Origin of the sequence: Nostoc spongiaeforme FACHB-130, assembly GCF_014698475.1 — a bacterium.
Taxonomy (GTDB): domain Bacteria; phylum Cyanobacteriota; class Cyanobacteriia; order Cyanobacteriales; family Nostocaceae; genus Nostoc_B; species Nostoc_B spongiaeforme.
Window position 1 is genome coordinate 1 of record NZ_JACJTB010000078.1, and the last position, 17,814, is coordinate 17,814.

18 protein-coding genes are annotated in these 17,814 nt (G+C 40.4%); 9 read left to right on the forward strand and 9 right to left on the reverse strand.

Annotation, left to right across the window (positions count from 1 at the left end; translation table 11 throughout):
* Positions 1–127 precede the first annotated feature (127 nt).
* Complete coding sequence (gene rbsK / locus H6G74_RS29860; RefSeq protein ID WP_190971144.1) at positions 128–1,063, reverse strand: ribokinase; 936 nt, start codon at positions 1,061–1,063, stop codon at positions 128–130.
* Positions 1,064–1,357: 294 nt separating this feature from the next.
* Between rbsK and H6G74_RS29865 the strand changes: the two genes are divergently transcribed.
* Both H6G74_RS29865 and H6G74_RS29870 read left to right on the forward strand, forming a co-directional pair.
* On the forward strand, positions 1,358–1,996 hold the full coding sequence (locus H6G74_RS29865; protein ID WP_190971145.1) for a Uma2 family endonuclease: 639 nt from the start codon (positions 1,358–1,360) through the stop codon (positions 1,994–1,996).
* A gap of 61 nt (positions 1,997–2,057) precedes the next feature.
* Positions 2,058–2,438: a calcium-binding protein gene (locus H6G74_RS29870; RefSeq protein WP_190971146.1), complete on the forward strand. Its 381-nt coding sequence runs from the start codon at positions 2,058–2,060 to the stop codon at positions 2,436–2,438.
* Positions 2,439–2,457: 19 nt separating this feature from the next.
* On the opposite strand, the gene H6G74_RS29875 is transcribed toward H6G74_RS29870, so the two are convergent.
* A complete protein-coding gene (locus tag H6G74_RS29875; RefSeq protein ID WP_190971147.1) occupies positions 2,458–3,024 on the reverse strand; it encodes a sugar O-acetyltransferase in 567 nt (188 codons plus the stop codon).
* A gap of 178 nt (positions 3,025–3,202) precedes the next feature.
* Between H6G74_RS29875 and H6G74_RS29880 the strand changes: the two genes are divergently transcribed.
* Positions 3,203–4,390 carry a patatin-like phospholipase family protein gene (locus H6G74_RS29880; RefSeq protein ID WP_190971148.1) on the forward strand — a complete coding sequence of 396 codons (1,188 nt, stop codon included), beginning with the start codon at positions 3,203–3,205 and terminating at the stop codon, positions 4,388–4,390.
* Positions 4,391–4,610: 220 nt separating this feature from the next.
* On the opposite strand, the gene H6G74_RS29885 is transcribed toward H6G74_RS29880, so the two are convergent.
* From H6G74_RS29885 to H6G74_RS29905, 5 genes are all read right to left on the reverse strand, one after another.
* Positions 4,611–5,228, reverse strand: a complete 618-nt coding sequence (locus H6G74_RS29885) for a Uma2 family endonuclease (RefSeq protein ID WP_190971149.1) — start codon at positions 5,226–5,228, stop codon at positions 4,611–4,613.
* Between the two features lie 87 nt (positions 5,229–5,315).
* Positions 5,316–6,329: a pentapeptide repeat-containing protein gene (locus H6G74_RS29890; RefSeq protein ID WP_190971150.1), complete on the reverse strand. Its 1,014-nt coding sequence runs from the start codon at positions 6,327–6,329 to the stop codon at positions 5,316–5,318.
* Positions 6,330–6,418: 89 nt separating this feature from the next.
* On the reverse strand, positions 6,419–7,681 hold the full coding sequence (locus H6G74_RS29895; RefSeq protein ID WP_190971151.1) for a M20 family metallopeptidase: 1,263 nt from the start codon (positions 7,679–7,681) through the stop codon (positions 6,419–6,421).
* A gap of 61 nt (positions 7,682–7,742) precedes the next feature.
* Positions 7,743–8,420 carry a dethiobiotin synthase gene (gene bioD, locus H6G74_RS29900; protein ID WP_190671328.1) on the reverse strand — a complete coding sequence of 226 codons (678 nt, stop codon included), beginning with the start codon at positions 8,418–8,420 and terminating at the stop codon, positions 7,743–7,745.
* Between the two features lie 185 nt (positions 8,421–8,605).
* Positions 8,606–10,306 carry a serine/threonine-protein kinase gene (locus H6G74_RS29905; protein WP_190971152.1) on the reverse strand — a complete coding sequence of 567 codons (1,701 nt, stop codon included), beginning with the start codon at positions 10,304–10,306 and terminating at the stop codon, positions 8,606–8,608.
* Positions 10,307–11,147: 841 nt separating this feature from the next.
* On the opposite strand from H6G74_RS29905, the gene H6G74_RS29910 reads away from it, so the two are divergent.
* From H6G74_RS29910 to H6G74_RS29920, 3 genes are all read left to right on the forward strand, one after another.
* Positions 11,148–12,164, forward strand: coding sequence for a ribose-phosphate pyrophosphokinase (locus tag H6G74_RS29910; RefSeq protein ID WP_190588612.1), 1,017 nt, complete (start codon positions 11,148–11,150; stop codon positions 12,162–12,164).
* A gap of 186 nt (positions 12,165–12,350) precedes the next feature.
* A complete protein-coding gene (locus tag H6G74_RS29915) occupies positions 12,351–12,926 on the forward strand; it encodes a Uma2 family endonuclease (protein WP_190971153.1) in 576 nt (191 codons plus the stop codon).
* 38 nt (positions 12,927–12,964) lie between these two features.
* Positions 12,965–13,534 (forward strand): Uma2 family endonuclease, encoded by a 570-nt coding sequence (locus H6G74_RS29920; RefSeq protein WP_190971154.1) that lies wholly within the window; start codon positions 12,965–12,967, stop codon positions 13,532–13,534.
* Between the two features lie 9 nt (positions 13,535–13,543).
* Here the strand turns inward: H6G74_RS29920 and H6G74_RS29925 are convergent, their stop codons facing one another.
* Complete coding sequence (locus tag H6G74_RS29925; protein WP_190971155.1) at positions 13,544–13,903, reverse strand: helix-turn-helix domain-containing transcriptional regulator; 360 nt, start codon at positions 13,901–13,903, stop codon at positions 13,544–13,546.
* 4 nt (positions 13,904–13,907) lie between these two features.
* Positions 13,908–14,234 carry a type II toxin-antitoxin system RelE/ParE family toxin gene (locus H6G74_RS29930; RefSeq protein ID WP_190971156.1) on the reverse strand — a complete coding sequence of 109 codons (327 nt, stop codon included), beginning with the start codon at positions 14,232–14,234 and terminating at the stop codon, positions 13,908–13,910.
* Positions 14,235–14,300: 66 nt separating this feature from the next.
* Between H6G74_RS29930 and H6G74_RS29935 the strand changes: the two genes are divergently transcribed.
* From H6G74_RS29935 to H6G74_RS29945, 3 genes are all read left to right on the forward strand, one after another.
* A complete protein-coding gene (locus tag H6G74_RS29935; protein ID WP_190971157.1) occupies positions 14,301–14,807 on the forward strand; it encodes a hypothetical protein in 507 nt (168 codons plus the stop codon).
* Between the two features lie 303 nt (positions 14,808–15,110).
* On the forward strand, positions 15,111–16,901 hold the full coding sequence (typA, locus tag H6G74_RS29940; RefSeq protein WP_190971158.1) for a translational GTPase TypA: 1,791 nt from the start codon (positions 15,111–15,113) through the stop codon (positions 16,899–16,901).
* A 193-nt stretch (positions 16,902–17,094) separates the two neighbouring features.
* Positions 17,095–17,472 carry a hypothetical protein gene (locus tag H6G74_RS29945; RefSeq protein ID WP_190971159.1) on the forward strand — a complete coding sequence of 126 codons (378 nt, stop codon included), beginning with the start codon at positions 17,095–17,097 and terminating at the stop codon, positions 17,470–17,472.
* Positions 17,473–17,814: the final 342 nt, after the last annotated feature.

The window sequence follows — 17,814 nt, forward strand, 5'->3', positions numbered from 1 at the left end:
GAGGTACTCATTTTTTAGCATTTGAGCCTCTGTTTCACTCTATGATTCTGCTTTTATTTTCTGTCGAGAGTGATTGACTACTCACACCTTTGTAAAAAACCTACACCTGTCAGACACCCCCCACTCCCTACTCCCCATTCCCCACTCCCCTATCTTTAAGAAACGCATCAAAAGTCAACTTATCAGGTAACGAAGTTTGTGCGCCGGATTTTGTTGCGGCTAAAGCACCTGCGGCTGCACCCCAAACAACGGCTTGATGTAAAGACATTCCAGCGTAAAGTGCAGCTGCTAAACCACCATTAAAAGCATCACCAGCCGCTACGGTATCCACAACATTCACTCTAAAAGCCGGTACAAAAAATGTTTCTTCAGCTGTGGCGCAAACTACGCCTTCTGCACCTAATTTGACGATCGCAGATTTGACACCTCTTTGCAATAATACTGTTGCGGCTTTGGTTGCTGATTCTTGGCTATCTACTTTAAAACCAACTAATTGTCCTGCTTCTACTTCATTGGGGGTGATAATATCCACCAAAGGGTAAAGTTCGGCGGGTAAATCAGATTGTGCCGGCGCAGGATCAAGAATCACGGTAATATTTGCATTACGTCCAGCTTGAGCAGCAGCCACAACCGCACTCAAGGGAATTTCTAATTGTAAAAGTAGTGCTTTGGCTGTTGGTAATAAAGGCGATAACCTCTCTACATCTGCCTGATTTACTTCTCCATTTGCACCAGGAACTACCACAATTTGATTTTGTCCAGCGTCATCAACAATAATTATGGCAACTCCAGAACTTATAGTTTCATCTAACAAAATATTTTTAGTTTGTACGCCAGCAGTTTGTAAATTATCCAGTAACTCTGCACCAAAACCTTTGCTTCCTACACGCCCAACCATCTGAGTTGGAATTCCCAACCGCGCTAAGGCTACTGCTTGATTTGCACCTTTCCCTCCTGGTACTTGAAAAAAATTGTTTCCTAGCAAAGTTTCGCCGCTAGTTGGTAAATGGGGGGCTGTAGCAACTAAATCTAGATTGATACTACCGAAAACAATAATACTCATAATTAAGTAAGTGGAATGGTGGGTGAAAAATTAAAATATGCTCGCCTTAAAACCCTATCCCTTTATAGGTCAATGCAGTTCAGTTAAGGCAACAATTTAGACTGGTGTAGGTTGGGTGGAGGAACGGAACCCAACATTCACGCATACTTTGTTGGGTGTAGCGATAGCGTAACCCAACCTACTATTCTCTTAACTGAACCGTATTGCTTTATAGGTAGAGTATTCTAAATTATGACTCCTGTTTTGTTCAGGAAATTTCTTGATATCGTTATAGAAAACCGGAGGATAAATTTTATGGTAACTACACAAGTCAGCAGTACCCAAAGAGGGATTCTCCCAAATATTAGTTGGCAGACTTTTGAAACTATGTTGGCAGAAATGGGTAATAATCGCACCACACGACTGACCTATGATCAAGGAACCCTAGAAATTATGACACCGTTGATGCCTCATGAATATAACAATAGGCTAATAGAACACTTAGTTTTTACCTTAGCGGAAGAACTCAACCTGAATATCAAAAGCATTGGTTCTACAACTTGTAAACGTCCAGACTTACTGCGTGGAGTAGAACCAGATTCTGCATTTTACATTCAAAATGAACCATTGATGCGGCAAAAGCAAAATCTCGACTTGACTCAAGATCCACCACCTGATTTAGTAATTGAAGTAGACTACACCAGTGCTTCTGTTGATCGATTATCAATTTATTTAGCGTTGGGTGTTCCAGAAGTTTGGCGTTATGACGAACCTGTAATGCAAATTTATCGCTTACAGGAAGGTACGTACATTCCTTGTGATGTATCACCAAGTTTTGTCAATCTTCCCTTAACTACAGAGATTCCCCGTTTCTTGCAAGAAAGCTTGAACAATGGAGAAATTCCCATGATTCGCTCATTTCGTGCTTGGGTGAGACAGCAGCAAAAAAATTGACAGTCAATAACTAAAACGTTATACCATATCAAGGTGCAATATACGTAAGTTTTTTATTGTTATGTCTAGTGTTGAACGCGACGAAACCAGAGAAAATCGCATCGCCACAGAAATTATTGTAGATGCGGAAGATAAAGAAGATCGGGCAATGGGTTGGTATTATTACTTAGAAGAAGCCTTGAATTGTCCGTTTATGGCTAGATGGGCGAAAAAATCCCGCAAAACCTCGACAATAGAGGAAAAAACTGTTGAGGTACTGGGAATGGCCCCTGATGATGAGTGTTTAAAAGATATGTATGTAGAAGTAGCTGACCTTAATGGTAAGGATGATGATGTCTATTCGGCAAAATTATCAGACATCAAGCCTGTTGATGCAGATGGTGACACTGAACAAGCGATCGCAGATTGGCACTATTGGCTGGCTAGAGGCTACAAATTCTAGAATATCGCCATGTAGCTCCTTAATTATCTGATAAATAGCGAATAATTCGACAGGGGTTTCCAGCCGCGACGACATTTGCAGGTATATCTTTCACCACTACACTACCAGCACCAATTGTTGTGTTGTCGCCAATTGTTACCCCTGGACAAATAATCGCATTTCCACCTATCCAAACATTGTTACCGATTTTTACTGGCGCAGCTAATTCTTGACCCGTCAGCCGAATTTCTGGTTCTACGGGATGATATGCAGCATAAATCTGCACGTAGGGCGCACACAAAACATTATTACCAATTTCAACTATATTGCAGTCTAAAATTACACAGCCGTAATTCATATATAATTTATACCCAGCATAAATATTACTGCCATAGTCACAGTGAAATGGTGGCACAATGGTAGTTTTTTCTCCTACCTTGGCAAATAATTCTTGTAGTATTTGTTGTCTTTGCTCTTGCTGTTCAGAAATAGTACTGTTATATCTTTGTAAAAGCTGGCTGGCTCGTCTATTCTCCGCGACTAATTCTGGATCTTCTGCTATATATAACTCGCCAGCTAACATTTTTTGTTTTTCAGTTTTTGCCATAGATTTTTATTTTATAAAATAAATTAAGAATTGAGATTTACCCAATTAAACTAAAATAATTTTTGATTTTAAATGTTAAGCAAATAACTTTTCAAACATTTATCATTTATATTTTTAATATCAAATTTGTCCAAACTTACTAAACTTAGCAAAAATACTAAAAAGAATTCGGAGGAATATGCCTTTTCGGATTTTAAGCTTAGATGGTGGCGGCATTAGGGGAATTATGTCTGCAACGATGTTGAAGGCTATCGAGAAGCAAATTAATAAACCTTTACACGAGTATTTTAACTTAATCGCAGGCACTTCTACAGGATCAATTTTAGCAGCAGCGATCGCCACAGGTAAAAAAAGTCAAACTATCATTGATTTATATCAACAAAAAAGCTCAAGAATTTTCCCTTACACAAGTCGTTTTTCTTCCCAGAGGATTCCCCTGATTCTGAAATATGGTGTATCTGCACCTAAGTTTTCGGATAGTGGTTTAATTCAAGTCCTCAAAGAAAGCCTAGGCGAAACAAGATTATTTGATGTTAACGAACCAAAGTTATTAATTACGTCTTATGACACCATTTCTAGAGAGCCAATAATATTTAAAAGTTGGCGACAAGATAAGGATTATGATAATTTTCCTTTATGGGAAATCTGCGTTTCTTCTGCCTCTGCTCCTACTTATTTTCCTGCCCATAAATTAGATAGAATCATCAAAGGGCCAGTAGTAGAAGCGAAACCAAATAGTGTTTTTCTAGATGGTGCTGCTTCCTATACAGAAAATATTTATAACAATACCCAAATTACCATTACGGATGGTTTAGGCAAAGGTCAAACTCGCAACATCACACAATATAAAGGTGGTACAAGAGAAGCTTTGTTAGATTCGCCTTGGGAAACCGTACCAGATGAGACGGCAAAGTATTCTATTAAATGTATCTACTCTGCGGTTGATGGTGGAGTTGCGGCTAATAACCCATCAGCTTGTGCTGTCGCTGAAGCTTTAAGATTAGGCAACAGACTAGAAGATATTACCATTCTTTCCATAGGTACAGGCGATCGCACACGCATCATCCCATTTGAAAAAGCCGAGGGCTGGGGTTTGTTACAATGGGCGCAGCCAATCATTGGTATATTATTTGATGCTTCATCTAGTGTTCACCAGTACATTACAGAACAGGTAGTACCAGATAACCAAATTTTACGCTTGCAGTTCAAGCTAGACCGAGAACTAACTGGTAAGCCATTGAGTGATGATATTGATGATGTGAGTACTGAAAATCTGGAGAATTTGGTGAACGCTGCAAATGCGTATCTTCAGCAGCCATCAATAAGCAATGCTTTACAGAAGTTTTTACAACTCAACGGCAATTAGTAGAAAAATGTAGAGATGTTATGTGTAACGTCTCTACATTTTTTGGGTTTGACGTTTGTATATCATTTATCCAGAATACGCTGTATGTAGATGTTATTTTATATTTTGGCGTTGCATAATTGCGGGATGATTTATCTCACGCAGAGGCGCAGAGAGAATAAGGAGTTAAAAATTTCCAATACATCAAAATTCATCTACTGATTCAGGAATGCCTATATTTTTAGCTTGTAGCCTGTGCCGCTAAAAAGATTTGTTGCGCTGTTATTTGTAAATTGGGAAAAACAGAAGAAACAAGTTGATCACCATTTTGAAATAATTGTTTGCGATACTCATCTTTTAGCAATGTACAAATCGTGATAGTAGGTTGTTTGGGCTTGCCAATATATTCTCTACCACCAATACCGAAATAATCCACAATCCAATACTCTGGTACTCCTAAGAGTGCATAATCTTCAACTTTCCGCGCATAGTCATTTTGCCAGTTTTGGCTAACGACTTCAGCAATTAATTTAATAGCATTTCCTGACGTAACTATAGGTTCCTTTTGCCATAGTGGCTCATTAATTAGTTGAGGTTGATCCAATACAATCACATCAGGACGAAAAGCTGTATTGGTTCCTAACAGTTTGATTAAACAGCGATGGGGAATAAAATAGGGTAATTCTTGACGGTCAATTTCTACGTTCAGTTTTCGTCCAATAAAAGCAGAGACTTGCTCGTGCGGCCCTGTTGGTTCCATATCGATTAATTCACCATCAATTAGTTCATAACCCTCACTATCCCCATAGTGAGTAATAAATTCTTCAACCGTTAAAAGTTTTTGTGCAAATTGAACCATTGTAATTTTTACTAGCTATTAAGTATGGTAATATTTTTCCAGGTTTCAAATATTAGATTCCTATTAAGATTTTAAATTTTCTGAAAGTTATTGCCAATGTTTGGGATATTCGAGGTAGTCTGGCAGAATAGTGGTGCGATCGCCCTTCGCTTGGTCAATCTGCCATTGTTCTAGGTTTTTGACTTTCCGAAGATTTGTTGTTTGTAATATTGCTTTTTCCAATATTGCACCTTTTAGGTTAGCTTCTTCAAATATTGCACCTTGTAAATTAGCTCCTACAAGAATTGTACTTTGTAAGTTAGCTGCCAGAAAGGTAGCGTTTTGTAGTTTTGCAAAACTTAGGAATGTTTCTTGAAGGTTAGTTCCGCTAAAAATTGCTTCTTCTAAGTCAGCACCAATAAGCATAGCTTTATAAAGGTTAGCTCCATTAAAAATAATTCTTTGTAGCTTTCCTTCATTTAGATTTGCTCTCCTGATATCAACACGAGATAAGTTTAACCTTTGATTGTTAGGTTCATTATGATAATTACGCCGTCCAATAACAGTAAGGGTTGCTTGAATGTCTGTACTAAGTTTTGGTGGTTCTGACACTCTTGCCTCATACTCTTTTTTCAAAGGAGCATTCTCTCGCATAAAAGCCGTCAGAATTTCCATGATTGTCCAGTGGTCTTTTGTGGAATCTTTAGCAATTCTTTCTAACGTATAAATTGCACCTAAACGTACTTCAATCTTTTCGCTTCCAAGCTGTTCAATTGCTTTTGCAAAGCGTTCTGTAATTTGTTTATCTTGTGCAGCTTCAGCATTTTGTAAAGCAGCTTTGGCACTTTCATTTGCAGCCATAGCACTTTTGTCCATAGCTTCCCAACGTTTAGCTGCATAGTAAGCATTTATTAATACTGCCAATCCACCAAATATCGTTCCAATAGTTGTTAGAACTTTAGTTCCATAATCTATTCTATTAGAGGCTTCCAAACCCTTTGCATTGAAAAATGCAAAGTCAGAAAATAAAAATAACCAAACAACACCCATTACAGTCAGAATGAATATAAATGCTAGAATTATTAGCCAGTTCTTAAGGGTGTCTGTATTGTTTTCAGACATAAATAATTCAATATTTTGGCGCTGCTGATGATATTAGCAAAAGCTCACGCAAAGGCGCAAAGGCGCAAAGTAGTTTTACGCAGACCAACTCAACTAAAAAACTTCTCCACACAACGGATGAATATTTCCACACCCATTGGTAAGACAGTTTCATCAAAATCAAATCGCGGATGATGATGGGGATAAGCTAAATCTTTGTCTGGATTAGCAGAACCAAGGAAGAAGTAACAGCCGGGAACTTCTTGTAAGAAGAAAGACATATCTTCGCCGCCCATTGTTTGACATTCTGGCACAATTCCTACAGGCGTTTCTACCACTTCTTCGGCAATCGATCGGACTAATTCTGCAATCCTCGCATCGTTAATTACTGGGGGATACAAACTCCAATATTCTAAGTCATAGTTTGCGCCATGACTCTGACAAATTCCGGCTATGATTTGCTCGATGCGTTGTTTAAAAAAGCCTGCAAATGCGGGGTTAAAATAGCGCACTGTGCCTTTCATATTTGCAGTATCAGCAATGACATTATGTGCTGTACCTGCGTGAAGTGCGCCAACAGTCACCACTGCGGAATCGATGGGGTTAACATTTCGGGCGACAATGGTTTGTAGGGCGTTGACAATCTGTGCTGCAACGACAATTGAATCAACGGTTTGATGGGGAATTGCACCATGTCCACCTTTGCCTAAAATTGTGCAGTTGAATAATTCCACCGCCGCCATCAACGCACCAGCACGAACACCGACAGTTCCCAAGGGGAGATTATTCCACAGGTGTAAACCAATAATGGCATCGACATCAGGATTTTTCAGCACCCCAGCCGCAATCATTGGTTCTGCACCTCCCGGCCCTTCTTCGGCTGGCTGGAAAATAATTTTCACAGTCCCCGCAAAGTCTTCTCGATGCTGCTGGAGATAGTATGCTGTACCTAGTGCGATCGCTGTATGTCCATCATGTCCACAAGCGTGCATAATGCCATCATGCTGCGATTTATAAGGTACTTCGTTCAATTCTTGAATGGGCAAAGCATCCATATCTGCCCGAATTGCTAGTACTTTTTGAGTGCTGAGTGCTGAGTGCTGAGTGCTGAGTGTAGTCGAAGTTTCAGTGCTGAGTTTAGTACCCTTAATAGTGGCAACAATACCAGTCTTCGCAATACCAGTTTGATGTTCAATTCCCCAGGCTTGCAACTTACTAGCGACAAACTCAGCCGTCAGTTTTTCTTGAAAGCCTAATTCTGGTTGTTGATGTAGTCGCCGCCGCCACTCTACTAATTGTGGTTGCAATGTGCGAATAGAAAGTCGCACACGGGATAAATCAACAGAATAAGAACTGGGGAATGTGGAAACCATTTTGACAACAAACTGCTAGAAGAGGGCTGAGATTGGGCTATGTTCTCAGTTTAATAGTTCCTTAAAGATTTAGTGCTTCTAAATCTAAATTAGATGCAGCTTGGGCAAGTTGATCTAAATCTGTTGGGTTCTCAAAATAAGGTAAGCAACCCAAAACCGGGATGTGTGTAAATGATTCGATGACTTCTTTTGGTGTCCAGTCGGTAATCTCTGCATCAGTACGCGGTTGAATGCAATTCAGTACAATACCGATGAGATTCACCCGTGACTGTCTAGCTAAAGCCACATTCGCCACAGCTTGAGATATTGCGCCTAACCTGACTGGTACTACTAAGACTGTAGGTAAACGCCATTCGCCAGCAATATCAGCCACTGTTAACTCGTTAGTAACTGGTGAACCCAACCCACCAGCAGATTCTACCAACAAAAACTCATAGCGCGATCGCAACTCAGATAATGTTTTCCACACCACAGCTAAATCAACTGGGCGATTTTCTTTCGCGGCGGCGATGGGTGGTGCTAAAGGTGCTTGAAAATACAAAGGCGTAATTTCTTCTGGCGATTGTTCTAACTTAAACAGATTTTGATACCACTCGCGATCGCCAATTCCCGATTGTATTGGCTTCATAATTCCCCAGTGACGCTGCGGATAATATTTTTGCCAATAAGCGGCTAATGCTGTCGTCAAAACAGTTTTGCCAGCTTCAGTGTCAGTTCCAGTAATTAATAGTGTGTTCAACAATCTGCTTTCAAAATATCTAATCTAGTCAAGAGCATTATAGATGAGGAAATTTTGCAAGGGAATCTCAACCATAGAAACTTTCCTCCGAACTTGGAAGTGCTGAGTACTGAGTGCTGAGTGCTGAGTGCTGAGTTATGAGTTAAAGATATCTACTTTTCACCCCTGCCCCCTGCCTCCTTTTCTCAAGGAGTATTTTGTACTTCAGGCGTTGGTTGAGGTGTTTCATCCACAGGCGGGTTATTGTTACTGTCTGTAGGAATGGTGGGTGTTGGTGTAAACGCTGGCGGAAACGTTGGTGTTGGTGTTGCTGTCGGTGTTGGTGTTGGTGTTAGTTCTGGTGGAAATGTGGGTGTTAACGTTGGTGTTGGTGTTACTGTCGGTGTTGGTTGGAGTGGATTTTCTAATGCCACCCTGAGATTATAATCACTTTCACTAACTCCAGAATCTAGTGTTAACTGGACAGCATATCTACCGTTTCTTGGCAAGATTCCTGTATAAGAGCTTACTTGTTGGGCGCTACTGTCAAGCACTTGGCGATTCGGAGCTAAAACCGTCAAAGTAATGCCTGTACCTTGTTCTAATACTGTAGTTAACTTCGCACCAGCTTGCCCAAAAAATGTATATTCTGCAACTTGACCAGCTTTCAGCGAATTTTCAACTGTCGCGGTGTTTGATGCGTCTAATCTCAGGCGCTTACTAGTAATGGTTGGTTCCGTATTAGTCGGTGTAGCTGTTCCGAATGGTGTACCGCCAGAAATCACAGGTGAAGGAAAAGTCTGGGGTGCAGGCGGTGTTGTTTCTGGTTGTGTATTAGACTGACTGCGAATCGAACTCACCAGCGCCCAAGAACCCACACCCGCTAAAATAACTACCGCACTCCCAATTGCACCCAAAGCTAACGGGTTATCTAACACCGAGTTAGCACGGCTAGGGGGAATTGCTGGATCTGGTCGGTTAGATGGCTGCGGTGGAATTGCATCGGGACGACGACCGACAGCAATTGTTTGCACATTTGTTACTTCTGGCGATGTGGCTACACCGGGTTGTTCAACAAATTGTAATGCTTGAACTACCTCGGTCGCACTTTGATAGCGATCGCTAGGGCTAGGGTGTAACATCCGATTAATTACCTGGGCAAATTGCGGACTCACCCTCACAAATCTTTGCCAAGTCCAGGTAAGTTGCGTTTCATCAAACAACTCAGATGGTTCTTTACCTGTTAGTAAAACTATCGCTGTTACAGCTAACGCATATAAATCACTGCTGGGGTAGGCGCGTCCAGTTTGCATTTGTTCACTAGGCGAGTAACCCAATTTACCCACACTAGTAACATTGATATTAGTATCAGCAGTTTGCAAGCGCGTTGCAATTTCTTTGACGACACCAAAATCAATTAATACTGGCAAGCGATCGCTATCTCGGAAAATAATATTTTCAGGAGAAATATCACGGTGGATAATCCCGCGACTATGAATGTGGTCTAATACAGGCAAAAGCGATCGCATCAACTGTAATACATCTGCTTCACTGAAAGTTTGACCTACAGATTGTTTCTCAGCTAATAAAGCGCGATAAGTTTTTCCAGCCACATAATCTTCCACCAAAAATAAACGGTGGTCTTGCTCAAATCTTTCCCGGAATTTTGGTACTTGTGGGTGTTCAATCTGATATAAAATCGTGGCTTCCCGTTGAAAAAGTTCTTGGGCTTTTTCCCAAGCACCAGCCCCAGCTGCGATCGGAATTAATTCTTTAATCGCACATAATTCATTAAAGCGGCGCTGATCTTCGGCTAAATAAGTTCTCCCAAATCCTCCTTGTCCCAGGATTTGAATGATCCGATAACGGTTTTGTAAGACAGTACCAATTGAAATTGGAGGTTGCATAAATAAATTCAAATTTAATCATAACTAATAAGACCGCCCTCACAAAGCTGAGTCTGGAGGACACAATACATAAAATTGACTCAAAATTTCGCTTTACGGGATAGTGTCATAGTTTGAGGATTTTGCACCTTCCACCCCTAAATTTTTTACCCTCATACACATCAAATTGCGAACCCATCACTCCCACCTTGGATTTTTCATTTTCATACGTCAGTTACACGACAAATACCTGCGGCGATATTTTACCCTAAGAAAAGCAATAATCCCATTTAGATTAGCAAAACCACAGAAAAAATTGCCCAAATAGCAACAGAGAAATCATCAATGGGAGTTGATGCTGCTGCGGACTAACACCCCAAAAGCAACATCCCGGTTTCTTAGTTTCCCAGCTAATTTTCCAGATTTGAAAATTTTTGTCCAATTTATAATCCAAAAATAGAGTTTGTCAGTTTATAATTTTGTAGCTGGTATCATAAAATATTCTTCTACCCCAGAAGAATTTAATTTTGGGTATTTCTACTGTCTGAGTTCCTGTTCTACTTCACTTAAGCTGAAAAGAGTTGGTCTCAGTAATCAATACAGTTGGTAGAATTATTACTCTGCCAGACTAATCTAGAGGAAATTTGAGTTGTTGAGAACAGCTCAACTAAGGGGCTAACTAACACACTATATGTCAGTTACGGATTTGATGGTTTGTTTACCACTAAAAACTGAAAAATGGATTGATGGTAGCTCTATTGAGAAATGTTTAAAGTTTGTATGAAAGCTTAAATAAAGCTCACAGATGTTTATTTAGCCTATTCCGGTTAAATCTGGTAATTACCTAAATGATAATCTCGCCATGAATGCACTTCGAGGATCTGCTGTGCTCAGTTCTGCCGCTTTTAAGGTGCAGCCAGCTGCAACAGGACTAACCGACAACCATCGCCTGCGGCTATTTTCTGGCTCTGCCAATATACAACTGTCTCAAGAAGTCGCTCGTTACCTGGGGATGGACTTGGGGCCAATGATTCGCAAACGATTTGCGGATGGAGAACTTTATGTTCAAATCCAAGAATCAATCCGGGGTTGTGATGTCTATTTAATTCAGCCATCTTGTCAACCAGTTAATGATCACTTAATGGAATTACTGATTATGATTGATGCCTGTCGTCGGGCTTCAGCCAGACAGGTAACAGCAGTTCTTCCATATTATGGTTACGCTCGCGCTGATCGCAAAACCGCAGGACGAGAGTCAATCACAGCCAAACTGGTTGCTAACCTGATTACAGAAGCAGGTGCTGACCGCGTTCTGGCAATGGATCTACACGCCGCCCAAATTCAAGGTTACTTCGATATACCCTTTGATCATGTTTACGGTTCGCCAGTCATACTCGATTACTTGACCAGTAAACAACTGCATGATCTGGTAGTTGTTTCTCCTGATGTCGGTGGTGTAGCACGGGCGAGAGCATTTGCTAAAAAACTCAATGATGCTCCTCTTGCCATTATTGATAAACGCCGTCAAGCTCATAATGTAGCGGAAGTCTTGAACGTCATCGGCGATGTCAAAGGCAAAACAGCCGTGTTGGTAGACGACATGATTGATACAGGCGGCACCATTGCCGAAGGCGCTAGATTGCTGCGTGAAGAAGGAGCGCGTCAGGTATATGCCTGTGCAACTCATGCAGTTTTCTCCCCCCCAGCAATTGAACGGTTATCAAGCGGCTTGTTTGAAGAAGTCATCGTCACAAACACGATACCCCTCCCAGAAGACAAACGCTTTCCGCAATTAGTAGTGCTTTCCGTGGCCAATCTTTTAGGAGAAACCATCTGGCGGATTCACGAAGATACCTCTGTAAGTAGTATGTTCCGTTAGCCAAAAAAAGACTGTTATTCAAGTTACAGTCTGGCGTAAATAAACATTAAATTTTGAAGTATGAAGTCGAGAAATAATTCTCCTTCGTGCTTCAATTTTTATTTTTGGATCATTGTATTAACCACAGAGGCGCAGAGTTTACAGAGGAAAAGCTTAAAATTGAAGTGTCCATCCAGCCACAGTATCATGAACAGCGAAAAAGTAACAGTGCAGCCTTGGTACACTGTCACTGATGAAGAACTAATGCTGATGAGTTCGCAAAACCCAGAACTGCGGTTTGAACGTAACGCTGATGGAACAATAGAAACTATGCCACCAACTGGGGGAATTTCAGGAAATAGAGAGGCGAAAGCGGTTGCTTATTTGCTGGCTTGGGTAGAAAGTCAAGATTTAGGCGAAGTGTTTGGGCCAAGCACAGGTTTTAAATTAGCAAATACAGCCGTGAAATCACCTGATGCTGCTTTCGTTGCGAAAGGACGCTTACCAGAAAATTGGGATCAGCAAGAAGATGCGTTTATTAACCTAGCACCAGACTTTGTAATCAAAATTCGTTCTAAAAATGACAGCTTGCCAAAACTCAAAGCAAAAATGGCAGAATACATTGCCAATGGTGTGCAGTTAGGCTGGTTAATTGACCGTCAAAATCAGCAAGCTTTCGTTTATCGTCGTGATGGTTCCATTACCCAGTACCCAGCAACAGCAACTTTAAATGGTGAAGATGTTGTCCCAGGATTTACCCTAGCTTTGGCAAAATTATTGTGATTAATCGTGGTTTGGAATTAGACAGGGAGTAATTGCTGATGTCGCTATCAACTCAAATATCTTCCAACCTTTCCCTAGAAGCATTTCTCAACTTACCAGAAACTAAACCAGCAAGTGAATATATTGACGGACGCATCTACCAAAAACCAATGCCCCAAGGAAAACATAGTCTTCTGCAAACTCGGTTATCAACTAATATTAATCAGGTTGGTGAACCTCAACAAAAAGCTTTAGCCTTAACCGAATTACGCTACACTTTTGAAGGATGTTCCTTAGTTCCAGATATTGCTGTATTTGAATGGTCACGCATTCCAAGCGATGAAAACGGAGAAATTGCCAATAAATTTGAAAGCTACCCAGATTGGACTATTGAAATTTTATCACCCGATCAATCACCCAACAGAGTAATTAATAAAATTATTTTCTGTATTAACCACGGGACTAAATTAGGCTGGTTTATTGACCCTAATGATAAATCAGTGATGGTATTTCAACCGAACAAATTGCCAGAAGTGAAATATGATGCGGATATTTTACCTGTCCTGGATGTGTTAGGTGATTGGCAAGTAAAAGCAGCAGATATTTTTAATTTGTTGAAAGTGAAATAATTCAACAAACTATACAGGTAACTCTGAACTAGGAACATTATCAGTGACACAACTATCTATTTTTTCAGCGACGGTCACAGTTAGTTTTAATCCTAAAGCATTTAGCCAAGTTCCCAAATGGTAAATTGCTTCACTTCCTTGCTGGGATAATATCTCATCTAGTTGTTCTTGATGCAATTTTGCTTTTTCAGAACTCATTTTTTGTTCGCTAAGTGCTTCAGAAACATGGCTGAGTGCTAATTTAAGTAATCTTGGGTCTAGTTCTTCGCCCTCTTCTAATTCCATGTGTGTTTCAAGATAACATGCAGCGTAGCTTGGGTCTTTGAGATGAGAAATTAGAAAGTCGTGATAAGGTAAGCTCTTGGGCATTGTCTCAACTCCTGTAATTTTTCCAGTATTCTATCGCTTGACTAATATCTTGGTCTTGACTACTTTTATCGCCACCACATAAAAGAATCACAATCGTATTACCAATCTGTCCAAAATAGATCCGATAACCAGGGCCATAGTCGATTTTGAATTCACATACACCTTCTCCTACTGAGCGATAATTACCTAAGTTACCAAGACTAACGCGGTTAAGTCTTTTATTAATTTTAATTTGCGCCTTGGAATCGCGTAGTGAATTAAACCATTCATCAAAAGGAATCTTCCCATCAGGTGTTATGTATCGTTGAATTTGTCGCGGTTGTGCTTCCATAATTCGATTTTATGATAAGAGCGATCGCATCTATGCTGATTTACCAAATGCCCATAATAGTTCCAAATGCAACCGAGTTTAAAACACTACGCTGATTACTTACAGATGGCTTTTGAGTTAAATCTTTGCTCCCTTGCTGAAATCATCAACTGGGCAGATAAACTAATTGAAGAATATGACCATCCTGAAAATTGGATGATTGAGCTATCAACAAGTGCATACAAACATCCATTAGATGCTATTCACCTGCTGTATTTGATTCCAGGTGAACCAGATTTAGACATATCCTTGAAATTGTTAATTGCTAAATTGGGTCAAATTTATCCCAGACTTTTGCCTGATAATGGTCGTTTTGCCAAACCTGAACACAGTAAATTATTGCGATCGCTCTATCACTTAATTGTTGATCATAGCTCTTGTGACAAACTAAGAGGTGCTATCTATCAGATTGACATGGATCTTGATTATGTAGAGCAAGGTTATGGAGACTGGTCAGTAATTCAGCAAGACTATGAAGAATTACTTGCAACTAGTTGTGATTATCAGCAAGGGATCGATTTCCCATTACACTGATTACTAGTATAGATAGCTACAAAAATCATATTTTTGGACTACACAATCGCAAGACTCTCAGTAACCTCGTCTCAGAGATTATGCCTAAACAATTGTAAATTATTTATAAACTTTTCGCTTATATTTTAAACTTGCTGAATTTTTCTTCAGCAGTATCTATAAAATGCCTTGCAATTGTGTCAATTACGCTAGAATTGTTAAAGGTTCTTTACAGAATTTGCAGAACACCCCCAATTCTGTTAAAACAGCCTAGCACACTTAAATGTAAGTCTAAAAACCCCTCTAGAGTCAAAGTAAGCTTCTATGACGCTCCCAATTCGTAACGTCGCCATTATCGCCCACGTAGACCACGGCAAAACCACCTTGGTTGATGCACTCCTCAAACAATCCGGCATTTTCCGCGAAGGCGAAGACGTTCCGGATTGCGTCATGGACTCCAACGCCCTCGAACGTGAGCGCGGAATTACTATTCTGTCTAAAAATACAGCAGTTCGCTACAAAGAAACGCTGATCAATATTGTTGACACGCCCGGACACGCCGACTTCGGTGGTGAAGTTGAACGCGTACTTGGCATGGTTGATGGTTGTCTTCTAATTGTCGATGCCAATGAAGGCCCCATGCCTCAAACACGATTTGTGTTGAAAAAAGCTTTGGAAAAAGGCTTGCGCCCCATCGTTGTTATCAATAAGATTGACCGCGCTAAAGCTGACCCACACGTTGCTGTGGATAAGGTGTTGGATCTGTTCTTAGAATTAGGTGCAGACGAAGACCAGTGCGATTTTACCTATCTGTTCGCCTCCGGTATGGCTGGTTATGCCAAAGAAAGCTTGGAAGCAGAATCGGTAGATATGCAGCCTCTGTTTAATGCGATTCTCCAACACGTTCCACCACCAGTAGGCGACATCAACAAGCCCCTGCAATTGCAAGTCACAACCCTAGATTATTCTGAATACTTGGGACGAATTGTCATTGGCAGAATCCACAACGGGACTATCCGCGCTGGACAACAAGCGGCTTTGGTTACAGAGAGTGGCGCTATTGTCAAGGGCAAAATCACCAAATTGATGGGATTTGAAGGGTTGAAGCGAGTAGAGATGGAAGAAGCAACCGCCGGTTATATCGTCGCGGTGGCTGGTTTTGCTGATGCTTACATTGGTGAAACAATTACTGACCCAACCGAACCCCAAGCCTTACCACTAATTAAAGTGGATGAGCCTACCTTGCAAATGACCTTTTGGGTAAATGATTCACCCTTTGCTGGTCAAGAAGGTAAATTGGTAACATCCAGACAAGTACGCGATCGCCTATTCCGCGAACTAGAAACCAACGTTGCTTTACGGGTAGAAGAAACCGACTCCCCCGATAAATTCCTAGTTTCCGGTCGTGGTGAATTGCACCTGGGTATCTTAATTGAAACCATGCGCCGCGAAGGTTTTGAGTTCCAAGTATCCCAACCACAAGTAATTTACCGCGAAATCAACGGTCAACCTTGCGAACCTTATGAACTCTTGGTTTTAGACGTTCCTGCCGATGCAGTTGGTAGCTGTATTGAGCGTTTGGGACAACGCAAAGGCGAAATGCAAGATATGCAGCCTGGAAGTGGCGATCGCACCCAGCTAGAGTTTGTCATTCCCGCCCGTGGTTTGATTGGTTTCCGTGGTGAATTCATGCGGATGACCCGTGGTGAAGGTATCATGAACCACAGCTTCCTAGATTACCGTCAACTCAGTGGTGATATTGAAGCCCGTAATAAAGGCGTTCTCATCTCCTTTGAAGAAGGCGTTTCTACTTTCTACGCCATGAAGAACGCCGAAGATAGAGGTTCATTCTTTATCACTCCCGGCACTAAAGTTTACCGAGGGATGATTGTCGGTGAACACAACCGTCCTCAAGACTTAGAATTGAATGTCTGCAAAACCAAGCAGTTAACTAACCACCGTGCCGCCGGTGGCGATGAACTAGTTCAATTGCAAGCACCAATCGACATGAGTTTAGAGCGTGCATTGGAGTACATCGGCCCTGATGAGTTGGTGGAAGTTACACCCCAATCTATTCGCCTACGGAAGATGTCGAAGAAGTTAGCGAAACGGTAACTTTTAGCAGTCGGTTTTCCTACCTAGATAATCAATAACATCATAAAAGCCTGCTGATGCAGGCTTTTTTTGTAAAGTAATTCTGTACTCTGTACTAGTAAAATTTTGTGCTATGCGGTAGTATAAATTTATCAATTCAAATAAATTAATTTTAGTAAATTTACTTGCAAACATATTAGCTATAGAGTTTTTTATGAACAATGGAAATGGAAAACCCAATAAAATTTACAACATTAATGGTAACTTTAACAAGTCTATTTCTGTTGGAGCTAATTATTTAGAAGTTCACGGGAATTATATAAATAATACTCAGGATCTATCTCAAGTTATTTCTCAGATACAAGATTTATTAAATCAGCTAGAAAAACAAGGCTACTCTTCCCAAGAGGCTCAACAGAAAGTTGCTAACCATTGGGTGAATGAGGTTCAAAACAACCCTAATACTAAAGGTAAACTCGTTAAATTAGGAAAATACATAAGTGATGTCGGTACTAGTGCCGTTGTAGGAGAAGCTACGTTAAGTGTTATTAGATTGATTTTTGCTTCATTAGGTATTCCTCTGCCATTCTAAATTGTCAATTAATTCAATACTAAAAAGTACTGATCAGAATTGGAAATATGAAAATTCTAATAAAGGAAATATTCAGAGAGTTATTTCATCTGATCAATAGGCTTTCTTTTGTAGAGAAGATAATATATATTTTGTTGAGTATAGCTTTACTTCGGGCTGCATATTTCACTATTTTTAATATTTCACAACAGTTAATTAATTACTTTTTAGAAAATTATCAAATTATTATGGTTCTTCCGGTAATTTTATGGAGAATTAGTAGTAAAGTGCCAAGTTAATAAGCTACGTAAGCGGAAATTACTAAAGTTGCGAAAGCCATATCCAAGTCTTTTGATTAACTTG